Raw genomic sequence first — 21,804 nt, forward strand, 5'->3', positions numbered from 1 at the left:
GATGTCCTGCCAGGCTTATCGTGAGCCCGGCGGAACATCCCTGTTTTTACGATTCTATAATCAGCTTGAGCTTGGCCTCCAGTTCCTTCGCGGGCAGCGCACCGAGAATCACTTCCCTGATGACCCCTTCCCTGTCGATGAGCACATTGGTGGGGAAGGCCCTTCCGCCAAATCCCTGGAACACCTCTTCACCCCGGTCCATCAACACGGGGAACGTAAGGCTGTAATCTTCTACAAACTTCTTGGCATCCTCCAACTGGTCGTACTGCGTGACATTGATCGCATAGATATCCAGTGAATCCTTGTACTTCCCGGCAAGCGAGACCAGATCAGGAGCCTCGTCTTTACAAGGTCCACACCAGGATGCCCAAAAGTTCAAGAGCAGCACCTTTTCCCGCTTGCCTCCAACCTTATACTCATTTCCGTCCATACCAGTCAGGCTAAATGAGGGAACTTCAGTCCCTGGCTTAGGTGTACCTTCGGCAGCAGCCAAGGCTGCCAGCGAGGTCTCTTCGCTCTCCGTCTTCGAGCTATCCTTCTCGCCAAATCCGGCCCACCAGCCCTCCTGAACCCCCCGGTCCATAATTGCCACGCCCAGCAATATAAGCAATGCGGCCCAAATCCATCGGTTTCGCTTCATTAGTGTTGTCCCTCTTATGTCCGTTGTATTTTCCTGCACTACTCGCTTTACGTTTATTATTGTACCCGTTTTTAACGAATTTTTACAATCAGACTGAAGATTCAAACCACCAGCATGCAACAAGCCGCCCTTAGACCGGACGGCTTGTAATGTTTCAGCATATTATTCCTGCTTTTTTTACGTTTTGCTTAAGAAGGTGTAGAGATCACCGAGCGTGATAACCCCGCAATTGGTTAGGCGACCGATCAGGGCCGTCCATAAAGATGCCGTCATTTTGGAATCCTCCAGAGCATGGTGACGCTGTGTGACTGGAATGCCATAGACCTCCAGCCAATCGTCCAACCCCGCTATCTTCCGATCCGGCTCCAGCTTACGGGCAATCATCATCGTATCCAGAACACGGTGCCCCAGATGAGCCTTTGTCGTTTTCCAGAGGGCCACGTCCAGGAACGCCTTGTCGTGGGCACTTCCATGTGCCACCAGCACCCGGTCGTCAACAAATGCCATGAATTCACGTAAGGCTTGCAACAGCGGAGGAGCAGACTCGGTCATTTCCGCCGTAATGCCCGTAAGCTCTACGATGCGTTCAGGGATAGAGCAGACCGGTTTCACCAATGAGTAATAGGTCTCTTCGCTAGGAGTTTCTCCTTCTACCTTCACCGCTCCAAAGGACAAAATTTCATCACCATAGTGGTAATGAAACCCTGTCGTCTCCAAATCGAAGACAGCCGTTTTTAGTTGGGTCAATGGAACATGGAGTGTCTCCGGACGTCGTTGTCCTTTGGTCAAGGAGCGAACGAACGCAATCTGTTGCGCGCTAGGGGCACCCAGCATGGATGCAATTCTCGGAGACATCCCTCCACCCCTCAAGACATCCCAAAACCCGCCATTTCCCTTCATTGGTTCTTTCATAGTCCTTTCCTTTCCGCATACCGATGCTGCCTTTGAAGCGTCCGGTACATTAACCTGACGGTACTGAGAGATTCCCGCAGTTCTCGCCGAATCTCTTTCTGCTTCAGCATTTCCTGCGGCAAATAGTGGGTTCCCGTCAGCATGCCGTCTTCCAAGGTCGGCGGAACCATTGACCTTAACTTGACCGCCGTATCAAAGGCGCGCCGGCAGGACTCCATCCACCGGGGCGGTACCGCTTCAAGCTGGTAGAGCTGAGAGATTCGTTCCCAGGTTGAGGACGACTCAATTCCATATTGCAAGGCCAGATAACGCACCGCATTCACTATGGGAATGTACATCCCGTACTTCACATCAAAATCTCCGGCATGTTCACCGGTAGGCTCTGTAATGACTTGCCCCAGAATATTCAATGCGGCCTTATGACGCACGGTATTGCGCAAAATCGCTGCATTCATATCCTGCTGAATACCTTGATCCAGCTCCATAATCTCCTTGAGCGTCCGTCGCAGGGCCGAAGATAAGCTTACATCACCGCAGATATGACGCATATCCGATGCGATCATCAAGTAACGGACTTGCTCCCAAGCCAGTATGTCGCGCCAGCCCATGAATCGTCTCGCCCAAGTCTGCAGGTTACCTCGCCACAGTGGGTTGGATACCATCACATTTCCCGAGCATAAGGGATATCCGACATGTTCCAAAATGGCCGAGAGCTTGGTGCCAAACTGTTCAAAATAGGAGCTAATCTGCTCCGTATGATCGCCACCATAAATTAAGCCATTATCTTGGTCGCTCCACAAGGTCGGCTCCGCCCTTCCCGCGCTACCAAAGGCAATGAATGCATAATGAGAAGGAGGAGGGCCAAGGCCCTCCTGAATCATTGTATCTTCACCGAGTTGACATGCTTGGGTCATGACCGCATCATGCAGTTCCGAAGCTTCCATGTTCCATGCCCGGATGGGCGTGGAAGTCAGCTTGGCGTACAGGCGGTTCTGCTCATCGATTCTGGCCGTCCTGAGCAATGCGGGAGAAGATGCCAAGCGAACCGCTGACAAACGCTCGTTATTCATGGCCGTATCGTGACTCATGTCCCAACTTCCTTTCTTATTCCCGGATGCGCCCCCGGGATGGTTCTCTACCCTGAGTTCTCTTAATCAGCGGAGACTCCGTTCTTGTTCAAGAGATTCATTTGCTCAGGGTAGCCATAGGTACCGTGTTCGCTGATATCCAGACCCATGGTTTCTTCCTCTTCTGTCACGCGCAGACCCATCAGCCACTTCATACCGCCAAGGACCAGGAAGGACAACACCAGTACAAAGGCGAAGGTTCCGATAACCCCAAGTAATTGCACGCCCAATTGTCCAAATCCACCACCGTAGAACAGGCCCGGTGCCCCAACTCCAGTCGTCTCGACCAGACGAGGTGCTGCGAACAAGCCTGTAGAAATCGCGCCCCATACACCGGCAATCCCGTGTACAGAGAAGGCGTAGATTGGATCATCCACACCAGCACGCTCAAACCATCTTGCTGTGAAGAAGGTCAAGATACCGGCAACCGCACCGATAATGACAGCCGCCCATGCATCAACGAATGCGCAGGAGCCAGTAATAGCTACGAGAGCGGCCAGTACGCCGTTCAGCATGCTTGGAATGTCCGACTTGCCCATGACAGCCCAGGAGATCAGCAAGGCAGCAACTGCACCAGCGGCTGCAGCCAAGTTCGTCGTCATCAGCACGTAACCGAAGAATCCATCACCAAGCGGTGTCAAGGCACTACCTGGGTTAAAGCCGAACCAACCGATCCACAGGATAATAACACCCAATACCGTCAACACTTGGTTATGACCCGGAATACTGTTTGGCTTTCCATCCTTATTGTATTTACCAAGACGAGGCTTGAGCAGAAGCGTCGCCGCCAGAGCTGCAGTTGCACCTGTTAAGTGAACCACCGTGGAACCCGCGTAATCCTGCATGCCAAGGTTACCAAGCCATCCACCGCCCCATACCCAGTGAGCTACGATTGGATAAATGATAACGACGAAGATGATTCCGAATACGATATAAACGCTAAGCTTTGCCCGCTCAGCCATTCCCCCGCAAGCAATCGCCAGTGAAACAGCGGCAAAAGCCATTTGGAACAGGAACATCAGATTAAGCGGTACACCGATTTCGGCAAAGACGCTGAACGAACCAATGTCGCCTTCTCCGCCGAAGAAAAATCCTGTCGTCCCCAGGAAGCTGTTACCGTCGCCAAAGGCGAAGCCGAAACCAAACAGCCACCAAGCAAGAATTGAAATGCCCAAGGTCAATACCGTTTTGCCGGCTACATGACCCGCATTCTTCATACGAACCGTCCCTGCCTCCAGCAAAGCAAAACCTGCTTGCATAAAGAAGACGAGCATTGCTGCTACGAATACGAACAAGGAGTTAAGTCCCAGTTCCAGCACCGAGCTGCTGATCTCTCCCTCAGCGGCAAAAGCCGATACCGGAAACGAAAATGTTGCTAGAAACACCACTAAACCGTAGAGCCACTTTTTCTTCATCCTTTAACACTCCCTTAATGTTAAGTTTCCTAACACAAAATGAATTGTTAAGGTGATTATAAGACGAAAATAAGCGATATGACAATACTTTTTTTGAAAAAAAGTGATTATTTGCACTTATCGTAACATTGTATGTAATATTTAAACACAAAACCTTTATAGTTACTAAAAAAAGTAAAGCGTAACGTTTGACTGTACACTTATTGTTCAGTATCATAAAAGAACAGAATATAAATATAAGTAATTGGATTCTTAGCGAGCAGGAGAGGTGATGTCATTGGAGTAACGAAACTGTACCGGATTGGAGAATTGGCCAAAGCCGCCGCCGTCAGCGAACGTACGATAGACTACTATACCAAGCTAGGGCTTGTCTCTCCCGAGAAGCGGACCCAGAAGAACTACCGCCTGTACAGTGCTGAAACCTTGAACAGGCTGCAACGTATTAATCAATGGAAACAAGAGAAATATACGTTGGATGAGATCCGCGAGAAGTTAGACCTGTGGAAGCGAGTGACGCCGGAGGAGCAAGTCTCTGAGAGATTGAGCTCGCTGGAGCTTCACATGCAGCAACTGGAACGGGAAGTGAAGGAGCTGGAGCCCCTTATTTCCAATATGCAGCCCAAGCAAGCCCAGCGGGCTTTTGCTCACTTGCTGCCCAAGAGCCTGGCTTGTATGGAAGCGATCCGCGTGCTCATGAACAATAGTCCCTTCTCATAGACTAGCATAACTGGCCTTTAGCTTGGTTGCTGTTGTTCGAATGCAGGCACGATTCTAATTCAATTGATAACTTGGAGGAATGATTCATGTATTCAGACGTCATGTTAATCCCGATTTTACTTGCCTTCGGGCTTTCCCTGTGGGCCCAGTTCCGGGTCAAGGGTACTTTCAACAAATGGGCCAAAGTACAAAATATGTACGGCTTAACCGGCCATGATGCTGCACGGCGGATGCTGGATGCCCACGGCCTGTACGATGTGCCGATTGAACCGGTACGCGGCACACTGTCCGATCACTACGATCCGATTCATCGCGTCGTCCGTTTATCGGAGCCCGTATATTATGAAAGCTCCATCTCTGCCGTAGCCGTAGCCTGTCACGAGGTTGGTCATGCCATTCAGCATAAGGAGAAATACCCGATGCTGGTCATGCGTCACCGGATGTTCCCGGTTGTCAATTTCGCTTCCGGTATTGCCCCTTTCTTGTTGATTGCCGGCTTTATATTTCAAGCCTTCAACTTAATTGGGCTAGGGATTATCTTCTTCTCGGTTGCTGTGCTGTTCCAACTCGTAACCTTGCCGGTAGAATTTGATGCCAGCAGCAGAGCCCGCAAAATCATGGTGTCCCAAGGCTTCGTCACTCATGATGAATCCCGCGGCGTAGGCAAAGTGCTTAATGCGGCTGCATTGACTTATGTAGCGGCTGCGCTGATTTCCCTACTGGAACTGCTTCGCTACATTCTGATTTTTGCAGGGAATCGCGATTAATTTAAGCTAGAGTCAGTAAAGTCGGAAGAAAAAAAAGTTGCCAGGCTCCCCGAATTCGAGGACCTGGCAGTTTTTTTGTTCACTCCAAAGGTACATCATCAAATGTAAGATAGCGTTTACAAAAAAGATTACTGCTCTAGTGCGGCGGCGTATCTACCTGAAGACCGAAATACTCCAGCAGAAATACCCGAAATGATTGCGCTACTAACGGCAACTTCTCGTCGGAGCGGTGAATCAGACCGATCGTCCGTGTTACCTTCGGTTCATAAACTCGCACACGAACCGGCTGTAACGTAAAGCTCTGAAACAAAGCCATCTCCGGCAGAAGGCTGACCCCCATTCCCGCAGCCACCAAGCCACGGATCGTATCCGTCTCCTCCCCTTCAAAGGCGATCTTGGGCGTAAAACCCGCCTCAAGACAAGCCTGCCAAACAATGGGACGCAGAGAATACCCCTTGCTGAACAAGATAAACTTCTCATCCTTCAACTGGCTGAGCTTGATGCTCTGCTCTTCAGCCAAAGGATGGCCCGGCGGCAAGATTGCCACCAGATCCTCAGTCAGCATTACATTCCCCGTAACCTGATCATGATTCTCCGGGAAAGGGGAAATGAAGGCCAAATCGATCTCTCCGGCCACAGTATCCCGAATCAGCGTAGGATAAGTGCCCTGCTTGAAGCGAAACTTCACATTCGGATACAGCTTGCGGAACTCCGCGACTACACTAGGAATCATATGAATGCCAAGACTATTGGGGAACCCGAGCCGGATTTCTCCCCGCTCGGGGTCCAGAAATTCGTGCACCTCATTAACGGCCCGGTCCAAATCTTTCAGAACCGACTCTACTCGGCCGCAGAACAACTGTCCGACAGCGGTCAACTGAAGATTTCTGCCCTTCTGCATAAACAGGCTCACCCCCAGCTCCTGTTCAAGCTGGTGAATTTGCCGGCTCACCGCCGATTGCGCAACATGCAGCTCCTCGGCGGCTTGTGTGACATGCTCTTTCCTCGCCACTTTCACAAAGTATTGCAGTTGTCTCAATTCCACGAGTCTGATCGCTCCATTTCGCTTTTGCTACGAGCCTTGGAATTAGGGCTGGCATTACTATAAATTTAATGTACCATTTACAATCTCTGGGTTCAACGCCGTTTTAACAAGCGAATGATTAAGCCGTAGATGAAGAACCCTCCAACCAAGCCGCCAAGGTGAGCAACGAGGTTGATTTGTGGAATCAGCAAAGAATAGACTCCACCGACCATCAGCAGGCTGTACAACGTCTTGCGAGAGCCCGTATCCATGAGTTGACGCTGGAATAGAGCAATGTAGAGAAACGCCCCATAGACACCGTAGACGGCCCCTGAGGCTCCCACAGAGATATGTAAAGTCGAGTCAAGCCGATATACCCCCATGCTAATTGCGTTCCCCACCAGACCGCTACCCAAATAGAGCAACGCGTACCGCCAGTGACCAAGCATCCGCTCAAGCGGCGGAGCAAACACCAAAATAGCAAAAGAGTTGGAGAACAAATGATTGAATCCGTTATGGAGGAACATAGCGGTGAACAACCGCCACTGCTCCGCGGCGAATGGACCAAAATCAACCATAGCTCCGTATTTTACTAAAGTCTCCGGGTTTGTGGACCCCCCATTCAGCCACAAGACGATAAACATGGCAATGTTTGCGGCCAGAATCAAACAGGTTACGGGATAATACCGGAGGTAACTCCTCCAATTCTCATATCGTAGAAAAATCATTTTACCCTTCCTTTACCCACGTTTTTTCCTTGTATTGGACATTTTCTTTTTAAAACGATTATAATTAATTTTGAACCAATAATAAATCTATCAAATTAGGAGGATATGTACATGTCGCAAGAACGCACAAATGTAGCTACATTCAAAGGCAATCCGCTTACCCTGATTGGTCCGGAGCTTAAGGTTGGCGACACGGCACCCGAATTCCACCTGCATAAAAATCTGCTGGAGGAGGCAACCCTCCAGGATTATAGTGACAAGATCAAATTGATCAGTGTAGTGCCTTCATTGGATACCGGCGTCTGCGATGCTCAGACCCGCCGCTTCAATCAAGAAGCCTCTGCTCTTGGCGAAGACGTTGTCGTGCTGACCGTCAGCGCTGACCTTCCATTCGCCCAGGCCCGCTGGTGTGGAGCCGCTGGCGTTGACCGGGTGATCACCTTGTCCGATTATAAGGACAATTCCTTCGGCAAAGCCTACGGCGTCCTGATCAAGGAATTCGCCCTCGACATGCGAGCCGTCTTCGTTATTGATAAGGACAACAAAATTCAATATGTCGAAGTGCTCAAGGAAATGACCGAACATCCGGATTACGACAAGCCGGTTGCAGCCGTAAAAGCACTAATTGGCTAACAGCTACAGCCTGAAAGCGAAAAGCGAGTGGGGAATCTTCTCCCTGCTCGCTTTTTTTGGCGTTGCATTACTTACAAGTTGGATGATGTCTTGTGAGCGGCCAACTTCTTGTCCAGAACCGCAAATAATTGCTGAATATTGCGGTAATTGGCCCCCAGATCCCCCATAGAGCCACGCGTGGCCGAGTAGATATCCACTGCGCTGCGAACAGGTCCCGTGGAGACTATGGACACCGTAATATCCATAACGCGTCCCAGGCTGGTCCGCTTCTCCAACGTAATCTCCCCTACCGAAGCCACCTCATGTAGCACCTTGTAACCGGGAATTTTTTTCAATGTAGAGGATACTTCCTCCCATAGCTTCTCACGGGATAATTGATAATACCTGGTCTTCAATTCGGGCAGCTTCGCACGGTCGCTGGTCCCCTCCTGGCTACGAAAAATGCCAGCTAACGTTCTCTTCAGTGACAACGATTCTTCCTCCTTCATGTCCTTCAAGCGTCAGTATAACGGTATGCGTTTTCCTAGTTCTAGTTTACCATTGTTATCACACAAACAAAAGCGAGCGTTCCCGATCTGCATAAACAAAAAGCGCCTTGTCCTTCCTTGGGGCTGCCAAAGAAATACAGGGCGCTACTTGAGAAACTTGATAAAGACCCGCCTATGCCGTCCGGTTACATTGTCTCGAACCTGCATTAGCAGGTGGGTGACCGCAGCGACGCTTTTGAAGTCCCCACATCACATGGATAGGGCAGTTCAGCTACGAGGCGATTAGGTCTCCCGAGACATCGTCATTGGTTCAAAACAACATAGAACCGAAACGTACATCGCAGGACGTAAACCCATTATAAGACTTTGTTAAGTAAATGTAAACTTAGCTACACAGGTCAATTTGTCAATCTTTTTCTTTCTGTTCATCCGTTGGCAAATCCAGGGCCATATCCTCGTCTTCCTCGGCTTGGCTATTAGCTGAATCCTCTTCGGCCTGACGCATTCTTTCCACTTTCTCCTGAATCTTGTTATAGGCGATGTAGAAGTTGTAGAAGGCTACCACCGACGTCAAGCTGCCGAACCCAAAGAAGATGAGCCAGCCGTAGCGCATGGTCAGGAAGGCAAGCACCCCGGCGCAAATCAACGTGGATATCGTCCGGAAGGGACGAAGGATTGTGAACAGGATAGCATTCTTAATCAACTGAAATGCCCCGAGATGGTAGTGGGCCACAAGGGAGAAGAAATTGAACAAGGACAAGGACAGCAATAACAGGAAGAACAACATCACCATCCCGATGATTTGCAGATTATCCATCTGCGTCATGTATACCCGGTAATCCACATACATAATGGCGAAGAGCAAGGTATAGAAGATACCGCCAATCATGCTTTGCTTGTAATTTTCCTTATAGCCCTTGAAATAAACCTTGATGATGCTAAGGTCCCCTTCCCCCATCACCCATTTACGAGTTACAGAGAACAGCGCTGCCGTAGCCGGAAATAGTGTAAACGGTGCCAAAATGCCCATGATCCAGATGGACAACGTTTCTGGCGGAGGTGTTGGTGTCTGCAGCAACAGGAGCACCTTCATCGCCAGGACTAGCATGAATGGCGACGAGCATAGCAGCCACAGCAAGTTGCTTCCGGAAATCCTCATAATCCATTCGGTAATTCTATAAAATCCGCCCATAAAACCTTTGTATTCCAAGTAAAAATCTCCTCTCGAGCAAAGTGATATTTCTGCCTATCTTTAACTATACATGATTCGTCCATCACGTTCCAGCGCCTAATTTACAGCATCCTAGGTGTGTGTCTAATCTTCAAGGGCCGATGTGCCATAGTATATACCGTAACTCCAAAACCTTAACAACATTTAAAGGAGGTTATCTCATGTCCGGTGTAGGTGTAGGATATGGCGGAGGTTTCTGGACTTCCACAGGTACGATTCTGGTATTGTTCATTTTGCTCGTTATCATTAGCCGCACAATTTTCGTGTAATGGACAAAAACGAAGAAGACGGAGCAAGCTCCGTCTTCTTTTGGTTTAAGTCGCTATATCTCGTGCTTATTTATCGAAAGACTGATTATCGTTGAATTTGGACGGTCTGCGTTCCCCGCCGCCTGAGCTAGGACGCGGTTTACGATCGTAGGAAGAACGGTTGGAGTCGCGGCTTCCGCTATCCCGATTGTATCCGCCCTTGTTACCACCATAGCTACCGCCACGGCTACCACCTTGAGAATCACGACGGTATCCACTGCCGCCTCTGTTGCCATAACCTGAAGGCTTACGTCCGCTGGAACGAATATCCGGGTTGCGACGTTTAACACGAATTGGTTCTTCCGGCGTCAATTCAATGTTGGTCTTATCATTCTTCTCGCCTGTAATCAGCTTGAATGCAGCGGCCAGCAGGTTCACCGAGTCATATTGCTCCAGCATTTGAATGGCAATACCCTTATACTCGTTCAATTCCCCGTTCTCCACAAGCTCAAGCAAACGCTCTGCCGTGATGCGTTGCTTGCCTTCGATCGCTTCAGCAATACTAGGCAGTGGCTTGCGAGCAATCTTATGACGAGTAATCCGTTCAATAAAATGCAAATGATCGATTTCACGAGGCGTTACGAAGGACCATGCCGCCCCTTCTTTCCCTGCACGACCCGTACGACCAATACGGTGTACATAACTTTCCGGGTCCTGTGGAAGGTCAAAGTTAACTACATGCGTCACACCGGAAACGTCCAGACCCCGGGCAGCAACGTCTGTCGCTACAAGTACGTCGATACTGCCATCGCGGAATTTGCGCATAACATTATCACGTTGGTTCTGCGATAGATCACCGTGCAGTCCGTCCGCGGAGTAACCACGCTTTTGCAATGCTTCGGACAGTTCGTCGACCCGACGTTTCGTCCGTCCAAATACGATGGCAAGCTCTGGGGATTCCATGTCCAGCAAACGAGTCAGTCCGTCAAACTTCTGACGCTCGTGGATTTCAATATAAGCCTGATCGATCAATGGAGCGCTGACCTGCTTTGGAATCACAGACACATGCTCAGGATTTTTCAGGAACTGTTGGGCAAGACGCTGGATATTCCCTGGCATTGTAGCAGAAAATAACATCGTTTGGCGCTCTTCCGGCACCAGCTTCAAGATGGATTGAATATCCTCCATGAAGCCCATGTCGAGCATTTCATCCGCTTCATCCAATACAACAGTTTGTACATCGTCCAATTTGATCGTTTTCCGGTTGATGTGGTCAAGCAAGCGGCCCGGCGTACCGATGATGATTTGGGGTTTTTTCTTCAAGGCACGAATTTGGCGTACGATATCTTGTCCGCCGTAGATTGGAAGTGAGCGGGTTCCCTTGAAGCGGGACAATCTACCGATCTCCTCAGCTACCTGAATGGCGAGCTCGCGGGTTGGCGTCATGATCAATGCAACGATACGTTCTTCTTCCCGCGGTATTTTGTTGATAAGCGGAAGACCGAAGGCGGCGGTTTTCCCTGTACCTGTCTGGGCTTGTCCGATTAAATCTCGTCCTTCCAAAGCAATCGGAATGGATTTGGTTTGAATTGGAGTTGCCTCTTCAAAACCGAGCTCCGTAATGGCTTGTAATACCTTGGGCTCTAGGCCGAATTCTGTAAATGTGTTCAATATATTCATACTCCTTCTATTTAGTGGACAATTCCACCAGCTTCACTGTATTCTTAAGTAGAATTTTAGACGTTTTCTAAACGTTTATAGACTGTCCCATAAGCCTGCAAATTTTACATAGGTTCTAGCGTTGAACCTGGAAATGAGTACCTACTCAAGAATATCTCAAATAGTATAGCACAAAACTTAAATAGAATACCAGCCGCTCAAGGCCCCTATTCCTACTTTTAACGCGAGGTGAACCACTGTGTATAAAGAAATTAGAAGAGGCGCCGTCATTCTGCTTGGAGCAGCCCTGATCGCCTCCGGCTTCAATTTGTTCCTCGTTCCACTCCAATTGCTCAGCGGCGGCGTCTCTGGTCTAGCCATGCTCACTGCCTATTTCACCCCGCTTAGCATCAGTACCATGTATCTGGCCTATAACATCCCGCTTCTGATCGCCGGATTGTTTATGCTTGGCAAGCGATTTATCGGGCTCAGTATCCTCTCCGTTGTTGGGACAACCTGGTTTATCGCGATTATTCCTACGCCCGAGAAGCTCTTGTCTGCGGATACGCTCTTGTCTGCTGTATTCGGCGGAGTCCTGGTCGGCATTGGCAGCGGAATTTCCTTCCGGGTGGGTGGCTCCTCCGGTGGATTTGATATCATCGGCTCCATCGTCACCCGCTTTCGCGACTTTCCCGTGGGCAACGTGCTGGTCGGGCTTAATGCCATCGTCATCCTCGCCATGGGCTACCTGAACGGCAACTGGGACCTGGTACTTGCTTCCATGGTGTCCATTTATATTACGGGTAAAGTGGTGGACCTCATTCACATCAGCCACATCAAGGTCACACTATTCATCATCACTAACCAGACGGAGGACATGCTGGAGCGTCTGCTCACCTTGCCTCGGGGCGTAACTCTTATCAAGACACAGGGTGCTTTCTCCCACAAGGAGAAGGACATGCTCATGACGGTCACCACCCGCTATGAATTAGCTGAGTTACGTGAAATTATTAAGAAGACAGATGCTAACGCGTTTGTCAATATTGTGGAAACTGTGGGCGTAATGGGTGCTTTCCGTCGCCGCTAGCCATTTTCCGCAGGAGCTGGCGTTTTCAAGTGGCTGCTTCTCTGTTATAATAATCACAGCGGTTCCTTAGCTTCATGACAACTCAATAGGGCTCAGCTTCCCGTATTTCACAGGCTTTATGCTTTTCCGATTTAGGATGGATTCGAAGGCGAATTATTCTGAAAGGAAAGGGTGATGGATGTGGAGATGGAAACAGTAACATTAGAACAAATCGTACTCAAATGGTTCCCGGATATGATGCCCTTCCTGAATCAAAAGGAGCTTGATTCAACAATCATCCTTCGGGATGGCTTTACCATCTTGGAACCGCAGGATGCGCTGGAAATTATCCATTACAGCATATGCGAGCATCAAGATTCCGCCTTTCTTCATTAAAGAAGAGCAAGGCGGTGGCGTGGTTTGCAGTACCCAGTCGTTTCTTTTACTTCACGTAAAAGGAACGACTTTTTTGCTGCTTTTCTATGAAACTATGAAATCATGTCATTCTAGGATAATTGTGACATTCCTGTTCTTTCTGGATGCCTGTCTTTCGATATAATCAGTAGCGAATGCATACGAGGGAGCGGATAACATGAACATTGTTTGGACCTTACTTCTTCTGACTTTGACTCTGGGTCATGGAAGCCCTGCACAAGAGCCAATAGCCCAAGAAGAATCAGCGGCTTCAATATGGCCTTCTATCTATCAGACTATCAATGCCAATTTGGCTCAAGGAGATCCCGATCATCCTATATTACCTACCGACCTGAAGGGCAGCTTGCAGCAAGATGCGCCCAAGGTCAAGGGAATTTACGTCACGGCCTACAGCGCTGGCGGCTCACGTATGAATGAGCTCGTCGAGCTTGTCGATCAAACAGAGCTTAATGCCATGGTCATTGATATTAAAGATGATTTGGGTTATATCACCTATAAGACGGAAAATCCCACTTTAATGGAGCTCGGCAAACCCCAGCCGTTCATTCGTGATATTCAGGCCTTGATGGCCCGACTAGAGAAACATGAGATTTATCCTATTGCCCGGATTGTCGTCTTCAAGGATACCATCCTGGCGGAGAAGCATCCTGAATATTCCTTCCGCAAACAAGATGGTTCCGTATGGAGCAACAACAACGGAGATAAATTCGTCAATCCCTATAGTCCGGAAGTGCGAGACTACAACATTGAGCTGGCGAAGGAAGCCGCTAAATTAGGTTTCAAGGAAATTCAATTTGATTATGTGCGTTTCCCTGAAGGCTTTGAGAAGCGGGCTGATTCGTTAAAATATACAAGCAACAATACAAGCCGGGTTGATGCCGTTTCCGAGTTCGTGAAGATAGCCAAGGAAGAACTGGAACCGCTGGGTGTTCGTATCTCCGTCGATATCTTTGGTTATGCGGCATCCGTTCCCGCTGCAGAAGGCATCGGCCAGGATTTCGTGAAGATCTCAGATCATGTTGATGTCATCTGTCCCATGATTTATCCCAGCCACTACACCACCGGATGGTTTGGGTCCAAGGTGCCGGACAAAGCGCCTTACCAGACCATTAAGGGCGCCGTTCAGGACACTCAGACCAAGCTTGAAGAACTCGGTGAGGAGCAACCGATTATCCGGCCATGGATTCAGGATTTCACAGCAAGCTGGCTAGGCAAAGGCAATTATGTTAAATACGGCAAGCACGAGATTGAAGAGCAAATTCGGGCGCTCCGGGACATGCAGGTCGAAGAGTTTCTGCTATGGAACGCGACCAACCGCTATACTCCCGGCGTCTCTTACGAATAATAGATCGTACAGCCGTCCAACCCGGGCTATGAGGCCCGGGTTTGGTGTGTCATTAACTTTCAATTCAAGATCGGAGCTTAGTGATTATGAAAGAAACCTATTCCCGCAAGCAAAAATACGGACAATTTCTGCGCATCCTTATCCCTATTCTAATTACACAGGTCACGATGTCATTAATGACCTTCTTCGATACCATGATGTCGGGCCACGCCAGCCCGGCCGATCTCGCTGGTGCAGCCATCGGGGCCAGCCTCTGGATTCCCGTGCAAACCGGGCTGAGCGGAATTCTTATGGGTATTACACCCATCGTGTCTCAATTAGTCGGTGGAGGGCAGAGGGACAAGGTCGGCTACCATGTCGTTCAAGCACTCTGGCTGTCCATTGCCGTTAGCCTGGCTGTATTAATCATAGGAGCATTAATCATTACACCTTTGCTGAATACCATGAGTCTTGAGCCAAAGGTACATCACGTTGCTCACTATTTTCTTGTGGCCATCTCTACCGGCATCGTTCCCCTATTCGGCTATATTGTGCTACGCTCCTTTATCGACGCGTTGGGGCAAACCCGGATGTCCATGCTCATTACCCTGGTCTCACTGCCAGTGAACGTAGGCGTTGGATATTTGCTAATCTTTGGACGTTTCGGCTTTCCAAGGCTGGGCGGCATCGGCTCGGGTATTGCCACTGCCTTTACCTACTGGGTCATCTTTCTGATTGCTGTATGGATTGTACATCGTAGCGAGCCGTTTGCCTCATATGGCATATTCCACAAATGGCATCGTATCTCTTGGACTAAATGGCGGGAACTGATGCATATTGGAGTCCCTATCGGTTTTGCCATCTTCTTCGAAACCGCCGTCTTCGCCGCCGTCACCCTGCTGATGAGCCGCTTTGATACGGTCACGATTGCCGCGCATCAGGCAGCCAATAACTTCGCCTCGACATTGTACATGATTCCATTAAGCATCTGTCTGGCTTTGACTATTCTCGTCGGCTTCGAGACTGGAGCCGGACGACTGAAGGACGCCCGCCAATATGCCGTGATGGGCGTAAGTGGCGCAGCTATTCTATCCTTGGTCAGCGCACTCTTGCTGATGGTATTTAGGGAAAGTGTGGCAGGGTTATACTCCAGCGAGCCCAATGTCGTTGCCTTGATCAAGCATTTTCTGATCTATGCCATCTTCTTTCAAATTTCTGATGCCATTGCCACCCCAACACAAGGAGTATTGCGTGGCTATAAGGATGTCAACCCCGGCTTCTGGATCTCTCTGCTGGCCTACTGGATCATTGGCCTTCCACTGGGATTTGTACTGGCTAACTATACCACTCAAGGTCCTTACGGCTACTGGATCGGACTCATTACGGGGCTCGCTATCGCTGCCGTCCTACTGCTACACCGCCTGGTCATTATTCAACGCAGACTGGTCAAATCACAGGACACATCAGCCTCGGCTTCTTCTTAATTGCCGGGCTGAATGACATAACCCGACCCGGGTGTTATTCGCTTTTTCTCCACAATGGTTAACTCCAGTACTTCAGGTGCAGGCAGAAAATGCCGCTGCATATGCTCCTCTGCTGCGGCGAAGGCCTGCTCCTCTCCTTCTGCGGCAATGACGATAGCCAGCAACCCTGCCGATGTTTCCCCCTCAAGACGGTATAGATACATATGGTTTCCCCCTTTGTTTACTTTGTATTGAATTGTAGCAAATTCGAGCACACCCGGCCATATCCCTTCTGAATATCAAAATAAAAACCGGATCAGGCAAGGGATATTTCCCTTATCTGATCCGGTTCATTTTGTTAATGACACTTTTATTGAGATAAACGCAATGCCAAGTTGTACATATCCATATCAAACGTCTTTTTGGTGGATACGACCTTTTCGATATCGGTCAATATCATTTCTCCACCAATCATGCCACAAGCCTTGTTTGATTCGCCAGCAATCAAGCTGCGTACAGCGAAGTCGCCAAGACGACTGGCCAAATTACGGTCAAATGGAGTTGGTGAACCACCGCGCTGAATATGACCGAGTACTGTTGCGCGAGGCTCCAGCGAAGGTTGGCGTTGCTTGATAGCTTGTACAACATCCTCACCGCGGCCTACACCTTCTGCTACAATGACGATGCTATGGCGTTTACCTTTATCAAAATTCTGACGCATCCGGTCAGCTACTTCGTTCAGATCAAATGGAACTTCCGGAATCAGAATGGTCTCTGCTCCCGCAGCCAAACCGGCATGAAGGGCGATATCGCCAGCATGGCGACCCATAACCTCCACGACAGAAGCCCGTTCATGGGAGGACATGGTATCCCGCAGTTTGTTAACAGCATCGACAACAATACCAACTGCCGTATCAAATCCAATGGTGTAATCAGTAAAGGAAATATCGTTGTCAATGGTTCCTGGCAGACCCATCGTCTTAATGCCCAGCTTGCTCAGCTTCTCAGCGCCATGGTAGGAGCCGTCGCCACCGATAACGACCAGGCCATCAATACCGCGTTCACGCAATATTTGTGCTCCCTGCTGCTGGCCTTCCGGCGTCTTGAATTCCAGACAACGAGCGGATTGAAGTATCGTGCCGCCACGTTGAATAATGTCCCCTACACTGCGAATGTCCATCGAGAAAATATCGTTATTAAGCAGCCCTTGATACCCCCGTTGAATACCGAAGACTTCTACGCCATAAAACAAACCGCTGCGCACAACCGCACGAACGGCGGCATTCATGCCCTGGGAGTCTCCCCCACTTGTAAGAACTGCAATTTTTTTCACTGCTGACATGATAATTCCTCCTATAAATTTAAAGATGCTTGCGAATCCAACGGCTGTTTGCGAAGAAGAATAACCGCATCAACGGGCTTCTCCGCATCAGCCGCTTGGATACCTCGCGAATTTCTTCCTGCTGACTGACCTTGGGGTCGGATAAATACAAAGCCAGCAAGCCCTCAATGATCATCCTATGAAATGAGGAGGCAGGCAGCTTGCGAATATCGCGCCGCGCTCCTTCGACAATCAACGTGATTCTTCCCAGCATCGTTTCCTTGCTGTCATAGTAGCTGCAAAAGTTCAAGTCCCCGCCTAATTCGTCTTCCTCTTGGTCGATCAAGTAATCTAGCATAATATGTAGTCCGCAAACATGAGGAAAATAGGCGCCATGGATAATCTTCGCGCTCTTTCCATCCAGATCAGCATGACTCGCAGCCAGAAATAACATGAACACGCCTAGTGTAGAGCCTGTTGCCGCTGCGAATTCATTCCATTTCAGATGAGGGGCACGGTGTTCGTGGCGGGTCCACCATTCCAACAGCTTGGCTTCACGTTGCTTGGGATCAATATGCTTGTACACTTGCAAGTCAGTATACAGCCCTACCAAATCCACGATATGTGGCATGGCTGCCGGGTAACCCTGCAACCGTGTAATTTGATGGCGGCAGGTCATCACCAGGCGATGCAGGTAACCTCCATCATCCTGCTCCTCGCGCAGTGCGTAATAATTGCGCAATTCCGCAGAATCATTCACCGCATCCAGCATGCTTTGATGCAGCAAACGGAAATCCTCCGCATCCTTGGAGGTGCTCCGGTCACATAAATTGTCCAGATAATCGCTAATGGTTTGGAACGCAACGATAAGGGGAATTAGAACGTGGCGCATTGGCAGATTCGCGGCTGCATACACAGCCCCGCCCTGACAGTGGAATTCCTTCGTCGCAATGCTGGCAAGCGCCTGCTTTCGCAGCTCCGGATCAGGAATCGCCTCGGCATCCTTCCTCCAACCATTCAATGCCTGACGCACATCTGGCAATATAAATTTGTAAACCCGGCTCATTAGCCTGATCGGCTCTTTCGGAAACTGGTTTCGGCTTTGCTCAAGTTCAATCAATGGCTTGCCTCCACTACGTTGTTAAATATCCTTAACTGAAAACCATTCTATATTATAATATGATCCAACTTTTTGTACAAATAAACAAAATCACAAAACCCGTTGGAATTCTAATAACCTTAGTATAACGTTCATTCGTCAACAGACCGTAAAACTCTACCCCGCCCTGCCTGAAATTTCTGGTATACTAGCAATCATAGCTGACCTCTGCGTACCAATCAATTACCTGAGCCTAGGCAGCAAAGACTTCCTACTGAGAATGGAGTTATGAATTCTACATGAAATCAAAACCGACGATGAGCCGGGACGTGCAATGGCTCCGTGCCTTTACCTTCACTATATACGGAACGATCGTCCTTGTAACGTCCTATTTTCCGCTCTACTACGCCCAGCTTGGTTTCACCAACAGCCAGATCGGTTTGCTATACGCACTCGGGCCGATGATCTCCTTGATCTCCAATTTGCTGTGGAGCCTGGCCAGTGACCGGTTCCGCACGATTAAGAAAATTCTCCTTATTCTACTTATCGGTCAGATCAGCTTAACGTTTATACTATCGGTCTCCACCACATTTTCCGCGATCATGGCGGTCATCACTTTATTTTATTTTTTCTTTTACCCGGTTTTCCCTTTATCTGACACCATCGTTATTTCAACAGCCAAGAGACAGAATCGGAATTTCATCTCGATTCGGGTGTTTGGTTCCTTCGGCTTCGCTGCCTTCGCCCTGCTGATTGGATATGTTCTGGCCTGGGTGGGCATCTCGAACATGATGTGGGTATCTATTGCCGTCGCCACATTGGCGCTGACGCTGGTGCTATTTGTGAAAGACGATCCTTCCGCCCCTGTAGCCAAAGTCGATTTATCCGGCATCTGGGCACTTTTGCGGCAGAAGGAGCTTCTATGGTTCCTGGGGTGCATCTTCTTCCTGGCCATTGGCATGAGGATGAACGAACCCTTCCTGTCTATTACGCTAAAGGAATTGGGAGCAGAAGAGAGCATTATCGGCTGGGCCATGTTAGCCTCGGCGTTGTCAGAGATTCCAATTTTCATATATCTAAGTTTCCATGGCGAGAAGTATAAGGAATTACCACTACTACTGTTCTCCAGCCTGCTCTTCGCAGTCCGCTTTTTGCTCATGGGCCTGACGGATTCGGTGTACGGCATTCTGGCGATTCAGGCGATGCACGGAATTACCTTTGGCATCTTCTATGTGACGGCTATCCGGATGTTAACCCGGTTGATTCCGGATCAATTTCGCGCTACCGGCATGGCCCTGTATACGATTATGTGGTCCAGCCTGTCCGGATTAGTTAGCGGCACCTTCGGCGGTTTTGTCTTTGAACAATCTGGCCGCACCACCTTCTATCTGGTAGCCATGGCCTCCGCGCTGCTGGCCTTTATTGGCTTTGCCAGCCGTTATTTCATCCGCCACCCGGATGCAGCCAAGTCCACGGGAATGTCCCGTAAATCTTAGTACATACGCACTCTGGCTGTTCAAAGCACTACACATCCTTTATAATGATTAATATCAGATGATAGTACCTGGTAACAATAATAATAAAGCAGGTGAACTGGATGGAATTTGCACGGTTTCGCGACATGCTGACAAGCCGTAGAAGTGTACGTGATTTTACGGAGGAGCCCGTTAGCCTCGCCGATATTGAGGAATTGATCGATTGTGCCCGTTATGCGCCAAGTGATACCAACTCGCAAACCTGGGAGTTTATTGTAGTTACGAACACTGCGAAGATTAAATATATTGAGGATTTCACCTGGGAACAGTTGCATAAGAGAGCTGCACTCGCCACCGAACAGGGACTGGAACGGGAAGGCAAGTTACTGCTCAAGTCCTTCGGACCGTATGCCACTGCCTTTTCCAAAGCCCCTGTCTTGGTCATCTGTCTCTCTACCCCTTATACCTCTAAATTCCGCGAAAGGATCTTTGATCCCCTCAACTTTGCCGCTCCTGAGGTTTGGGAGGAAGAAGGAATGAAGAGCAGTTGCCTTGCCGCTGAGAACTTGATGCTGGCGGCTCATGCCAAGGGACTTGCCACCTGTCCCATGACCGGACCCGTATTGCTGGCCGAAGACCGGCTGCGTGAATATCTGGACATTCCCGCGGATCGGGGAGTTAACATGGTCATCGCTCTGGGACATCCCGCCGTTACGCCTAAGGCCCCTGCCCGGAAAGAAATTGCAGACATCTTAAGGGTCGTCGATTAAGACGACCCTTTGCTTCTATGTAATGGAGATGGACTTGGGCCACCAGTCAGTTACCCAGATTAACACAAAAAAACACAGCCCTTGCAGGGCTGTGCCTTTCAATATCGCGCCTGAAACCAAACTTTATAAGTGATCCGTTGCCGGAAGTGATCTTATAATTTGATTACGTTAGCAGCTTGAGGACCACGGTTGCCGTCAGTGATTTCGAATTCTACGGCTTGGCCTTCTTCTAATGTCTTGAAACCGTCGCCTTGGATTGCTGAGAAGTGTACGAATACATCTTCGCCACCTTCAACTTGGATAAAGCCATAGCCTTTTTCTGCGTTAAACCATTTAACTGTACCTTTCAAATGAACAACCTCCTAAAAATAATCGCCATCATTGGCGAATAACCATATTATACTCTATGCCTGCTGACAATGCAACGTGACATTAACCTAAAAATTCAAGGGTCAGGAAGGCGCTTAAACGCACGGTTTCATTTGCTTTCCTGGGGGGTGTGAGTTATCATTTTACATACAAATATGACCTATTATTCGGGTCCTCGCGCAAGTACGCGAAGTCAAAGATTGGAGCAATAAACGATGATCAAAAAACACGAAATATACAAAAAAGACAAGTGGAACATGATGACCGTCGAGGTCCAGGGCAAATACATCGTTCTCCGCGAAATTTCCGACCAATGGGGAGAGGAAACACACACCTTCCTCAGCCGTCCAGCCTTGATGGATTGGGTCAAGCGTCGCTTCCCCAAGGAGGAATATACGGATAACGAAGCGGAGTGGGAAGGCATCATAGCGGCGTTCAAGCAGGTATAACCGTGAACAAGGGCCGCTTCTGCGTTCCGAATTATCATTCTACCCGAAACGGAGCTACTTTTTATGTACAATTCTAGCCTTCTTATTTTTATCATCTGCGCCTTTGCCTTGGGTGTAGTGCTCATTATGAGCAAAGACCGGATTGAGCCCCGGTTCAGGCGTGGGCTGGCAATCACAAGCATCGTAATGATTGCCTTAGCTTTCGGGCTGATCATTTATAGCTTTCTCGCCTAGCTACGGCCTGTTCGCCGCAGTATCAAGCGCACGGTAGTAGCGACAAATATTCCCTGCCATCTGCGGTCATACTAGAGAAATGTCCGACCAGGAGGTTTTCTAGTATGACAAGTGCAACAATCAAACGAGCCAGTCTGCTCCTGCTATGCGGTTGCTTGCTGGTAATTCCGCTCCCTCGCAGCGCGGCTGCCGAGCGGCCTATACTAACAG

At 49.2% G+C, this 21,804-nt stretch carries 25 protein-coding genes and 1 other RNA gene; 12 read left to right on the plus strand and 14 right to left on the minus strand.

Annotated features, from left to right (window positions below):
- Positions 1 to 46: 46 nt before the first annotated feature.
- From AC1VOR_RS04610 to AC1VOR_RS04625, 4 genes are all read right to left on the minus strand, one after another.
- The gene (locus AC1VOR_RS04610) at positions 47 to 640 is read right to left on the minus strand and encodes a TlpA family protein disulfide reductase (RefSeq protein WP_482616077.1); all 594 of its coding nucleotides are present in this window, start codon (positions 638 to 640) and stop codon (positions 47 to 49) included.
- A 177-nt stretch (positions 641 to 817) separates the two neighbouring features.
- The gene (locus AC1VOR_RS04615; RefSeq protein ID WP_482616078.1) at positions 818 to 1,552 is read right to left on the minus strand and encodes an exonuclease domain-containing protein; all 735 of its coding nucleotides are present in this window, start codon (positions 1,550 to 1,552) and stop codon (positions 818 to 820) included.
- Positions 1,549 to 2,640: a DUF294 nucleotidyltransferase-like domain-containing protein gene (locus AC1VOR_RS04620; RefSeq protein WP_482616079.1), complete on the minus strand. Its 1,092-nt coding sequence runs from the start codon at positions 2,638 to 2,640 to the stop codon at positions 1,549 to 1,551. Before AC1VOR_RS04620 ends, AC1VOR_RS04615 begins: the two co-directional genes overlap by 4 nt.
- 62 nt (positions 2,641 to 2,702) lie before the next feature.
- Positions 2,703 to 4,094, minus strand: a complete 1,392-nt coding sequence (locus tag AC1VOR_RS04625) for an ammonium transporter (RefSeq protein WP_482616080.1) — start codon at positions 4,092 to 4,094, stop codon at positions 2,703 to 2,705.
- A 276-nt stretch (positions 4,095 to 4,370) separates the two neighbouring features.
- On the opposite strand from AC1VOR_RS04625, the gene AC1VOR_RS04630 reads away from it, so the two are divergent.
- On the plus strand, positions 4,371 to 4,811 hold the full coding sequence (locus AC1VOR_RS04630) for a MerR family transcriptional regulator (protein WP_482616412.1): 441 nt from the start codon (positions 4,371 to 4,373) through the stop codon (positions 4,809 to 4,811).
- 86 nt (positions 4,812 to 4,897) lie between these two features.
- Positions 4,898 to 5,578, plus strand: a complete 681-nt coding sequence (locus tag AC1VOR_RS04635; protein WP_482616081.1) for a zinc metallopeptidase — start codon at positions 4,898 to 4,900, stop codon at positions 5,576 to 5,578.
- Positions 5,579 to 5,714: 136 nt separating this feature from the next.
- Here the strand turns inward: AC1VOR_RS04635 and gltC are convergent, their stop codons facing one another.
- Positions 5,715 to 6,623, minus strand: coding sequence for a glutamate biosynthesis transcriptional regulator GltC (gene gltC / locus AC1VOR_RS04640; protein ID WP_059054214.1), 909 nt, complete (start codon positions 6,621 to 6,623; stop codon positions 5,715 to 5,717).
- 92 nt (positions 6,624 to 6,715) lie between these two features.
- A complete protein-coding gene (locus tag AC1VOR_RS04645; protein WP_482616082.1) occupies positions 6,716 to 7,330 on the minus strand; it encodes a rhomboid family intramembrane serine protease in 615 nt (204 codons plus the stop codon).
- Positions 7,331 to 7,441: 111 nt separating this feature from the next.
- Here AC1VOR_RS04645 and tpx point away from each other — a divergent pair, with 111 nt between their 5' ends.
- A complete protein-coding gene (gene tpx, locus AC1VOR_RS04650; RefSeq protein WP_482616083.1) occupies positions 7,442 to 7,963 on the plus strand; it encodes a thiol peroxidase in 522 nt (173 codons plus the stop codon).
- Positions 7,964 to 8,034: 71 nt separating this feature from the next.
- Here tpx and AC1VOR_RS04655 read toward each other — a convergent pair whose 3' ends face one another.
- The 3 genes from AC1VOR_RS04655 to AC1VOR_RS04665 all read right to left on the minus strand — a co-directional run bounded on the left by AC1VOR_RS04655 (position 8,035) and on the right by AC1VOR_RS04665 (position 9,661).
- Positions 8,035 to 8,433, minus strand: coding sequence for a DUF1499 domain-containing protein (locus AC1VOR_RS04655; protein WP_482616084.1), 399 nt, complete (start codon positions 8,431 to 8,433; stop codon positions 8,035 to 8,037).
- A gap of 179 nt (positions 8,434 to 8,612) precedes the next feature.
- Positions 8,613 to 8,801: non-coding RNA, 6S RNA (gene ssrS, locus AC1VOR_RS04660), on the minus strand.
- A gap of 56 nt (positions 8,802 to 8,857) precedes the next feature.
- Positions 8,858 to 9,661, minus strand: coding sequence for a YesL family protein (locus tag AC1VOR_RS04665; RefSeq protein WP_482616085.1), 804 nt, complete (start codon positions 9,659 to 9,661; stop codon positions 8,858 to 8,860).
- Between the two features lie 182 nt (positions 9,662 to 9,843).
- On the opposite strand from AC1VOR_RS04665, the gene AC1VOR_RS04670 reads away from it, so the two are divergent.
- On the plus strand, positions 9,844 to 9,951 hold the full coding sequence (locus AC1VOR_RS04670) for a hypothetical protein (RefSeq protein ID WP_018750481.1): 108 nt from the start codon (positions 9,844 to 9,846) through the stop codon (positions 9,949 to 9,951).
- A 66-nt stretch (positions 9,952 to 10,017) separates the two neighbouring features.
- Here the strand turns inward: AC1VOR_RS04670 and cshA are convergent, their stop codons facing one another.
- Positions 10,018 to 11,601: a degradosome RNA helicase CshA gene (cshA, locus tag AC1VOR_RS04675; protein ID WP_482616086.1), complete on the minus strand. Its 1,584-nt coding sequence runs from the start codon at positions 11,599 to 11,601 to the stop codon at positions 10,018 to 10,020.
- Positions 11,602 to 11,848: 247 nt separating this feature from the next.
- On the opposite strand from cshA, the gene AC1VOR_RS04680 reads away from it, so the two are divergent.
- From AC1VOR_RS04680 to AC1VOR_RS04695, 4 genes are all read left to right on the plus strand, one after another.
- Positions 11,849 to 12,676 (plus strand): YitT family protein, encoded by an 828-nt coding sequence (locus AC1VOR_RS04680; RefSeq protein WP_482616087.1) that lies wholly within the window; start codon positions 11,849 to 11,851, stop codon positions 12,674 to 12,676.
- 174 nt (positions 12,677 to 12,850) lie between these two features.
- Positions 12,851 to 13,051 carry a hypothetical protein gene (locus AC1VOR_RS04685; protein WP_482616088.1) on the plus strand — a complete coding sequence of 67 codons (201 nt, stop codon included), beginning with the start codon at positions 12,851 to 12,853 and terminating at the stop codon, positions 13,049 to 13,051.
- A 196-nt stretch (positions 13,052 to 13,247) separates the two neighbouring features.
- Positions 13,248 to 14,435 carry a putative glycoside hydrolase gene (locus AC1VOR_RS04690; RefSeq protein ID WP_482616089.1) on the plus strand — a complete coding sequence of 396 codons (1,188 nt, stop codon included), beginning with the start codon at positions 13,248 to 13,250 and terminating at the stop codon, positions 14,433 to 14,435.
- Positions 14,436 to 14,521: 86 nt separating this feature from the next.
- Complete coding sequence (locus AC1VOR_RS04695; protein WP_482616090.1) at positions 14,522 to 15,898, plus strand: MATE family efflux transporter; 1,377 nt, start codon at positions 14,522 to 14,524, stop codon at positions 15,896 to 15,898.
- On the opposite strand, the gene AC1VOR_RS04700 is transcribed toward AC1VOR_RS04695, so the two are convergent.
- The 3 genes from AC1VOR_RS04700 to AC1VOR_RS04710 all read right to left on the minus strand — a co-directional run bounded on the left by AC1VOR_RS04700 (position 15,895) and on the right by AC1VOR_RS04710 (position 18,318).
- A complete protein-coding gene (locus AC1VOR_RS04700) occupies positions 15,895 to 16,101 on the minus strand; it encodes a DUF3906 family protein (RefSeq protein WP_482616091.1) in 207 nt (68 codons plus the stop codon). The two genes, AC1VOR_RS04695 and AC1VOR_RS04700, sit on opposite strands and share 4 nt — an antisense overlap.
- Positions 16,102 to 16,247: 146 nt before the next feature.
- The gene (gene pfkA, locus AC1VOR_RS04705) at positions 16,248 to 17,219 is read right to left on the minus strand and encodes a 6-phosphofructokinase (protein ID WP_482616092.1); all 972 of its coding nucleotides are present in this window, start codon (positions 17,217 to 17,219) and stop codon (positions 16,248 to 16,250) included.
- A 19-nt stretch (positions 17,220 to 17,238) separates the two neighbouring features.
- Positions 17,239 to 18,318 carry a tetraprenyl-beta-curcumene synthase family protein gene (locus AC1VOR_RS04710; RefSeq protein ID WP_482616093.1) on the minus strand — a complete coding sequence of 360 codons (1,080 nt, stop codon included), beginning with the start codon at positions 18,316 to 18,318 and terminating at the stop codon, positions 17,239 to 17,241.
- Between the two features lie 278 nt (positions 18,319 to 18,596).
- Between AC1VOR_RS04710 and AC1VOR_RS04715 the strand changes: the two genes are divergently transcribed.
- Positions 18,597 to 19,793, plus strand: a complete 1,197-nt coding sequence (locus AC1VOR_RS04715; protein WP_482616094.1) for an MFS transporter — start codon at positions 18,597 to 18,599, stop codon at positions 19,791 to 19,793.
- 101 nt (positions 19,794 to 19,894) lie between these two features.
- Positions 19,895 to 20,542: a nitroreductase family protein gene (locus AC1VOR_RS04720; protein WP_482616095.1), complete on the plus strand. Its 648-nt coding sequence runs from the start codon at positions 19,895 to 19,897 to the stop codon at positions 20,540 to 20,542.
- A gap of 152 nt (positions 20,543 to 20,694) precedes the next feature.
- On the opposite strand, the gene AC1VOR_RS04725 is transcribed toward AC1VOR_RS04720, so the two are convergent.
- Entirely contained in the window at positions 20,695 to 20,892 is a 198-nt protein-coding gene (locus AC1VOR_RS04725; protein WP_018750471.1) for a cold shock domain-containing protein, read from the minus strand.
- Positions 20,893 to 21,126: 234 nt separating this feature from the next.
- Here AC1VOR_RS04725 and AC1VOR_RS04730 point away from each other — a divergent pair, with 234 nt between their 5' ends.
- Positions 21,127 to 21,360 (plus strand): hypothetical protein, encoded by a 234-nt coding sequence (locus AC1VOR_RS04730; RefSeq protein ID WP_482616096.1) that lies wholly within the window; start codon positions 21,127 to 21,129, stop codon positions 21,358 to 21,360.
- Positions 21,361 to 21,423: 63 nt separating this feature from the next.
- Complete coding sequence (locus tag AC1VOR_RS04735; protein WP_482616097.1) at positions 21,424 to 21,594, plus strand: hypothetical protein; 171 nt, start codon at positions 21,424 to 21,426, stop codon at positions 21,592 to 21,594.
- Positions 21,595 to 21,804 lie beyond the last annotated feature (210 nt).

The organism is Paenibacillus sp. 1SOY10, from assembly GCF_056836745.1.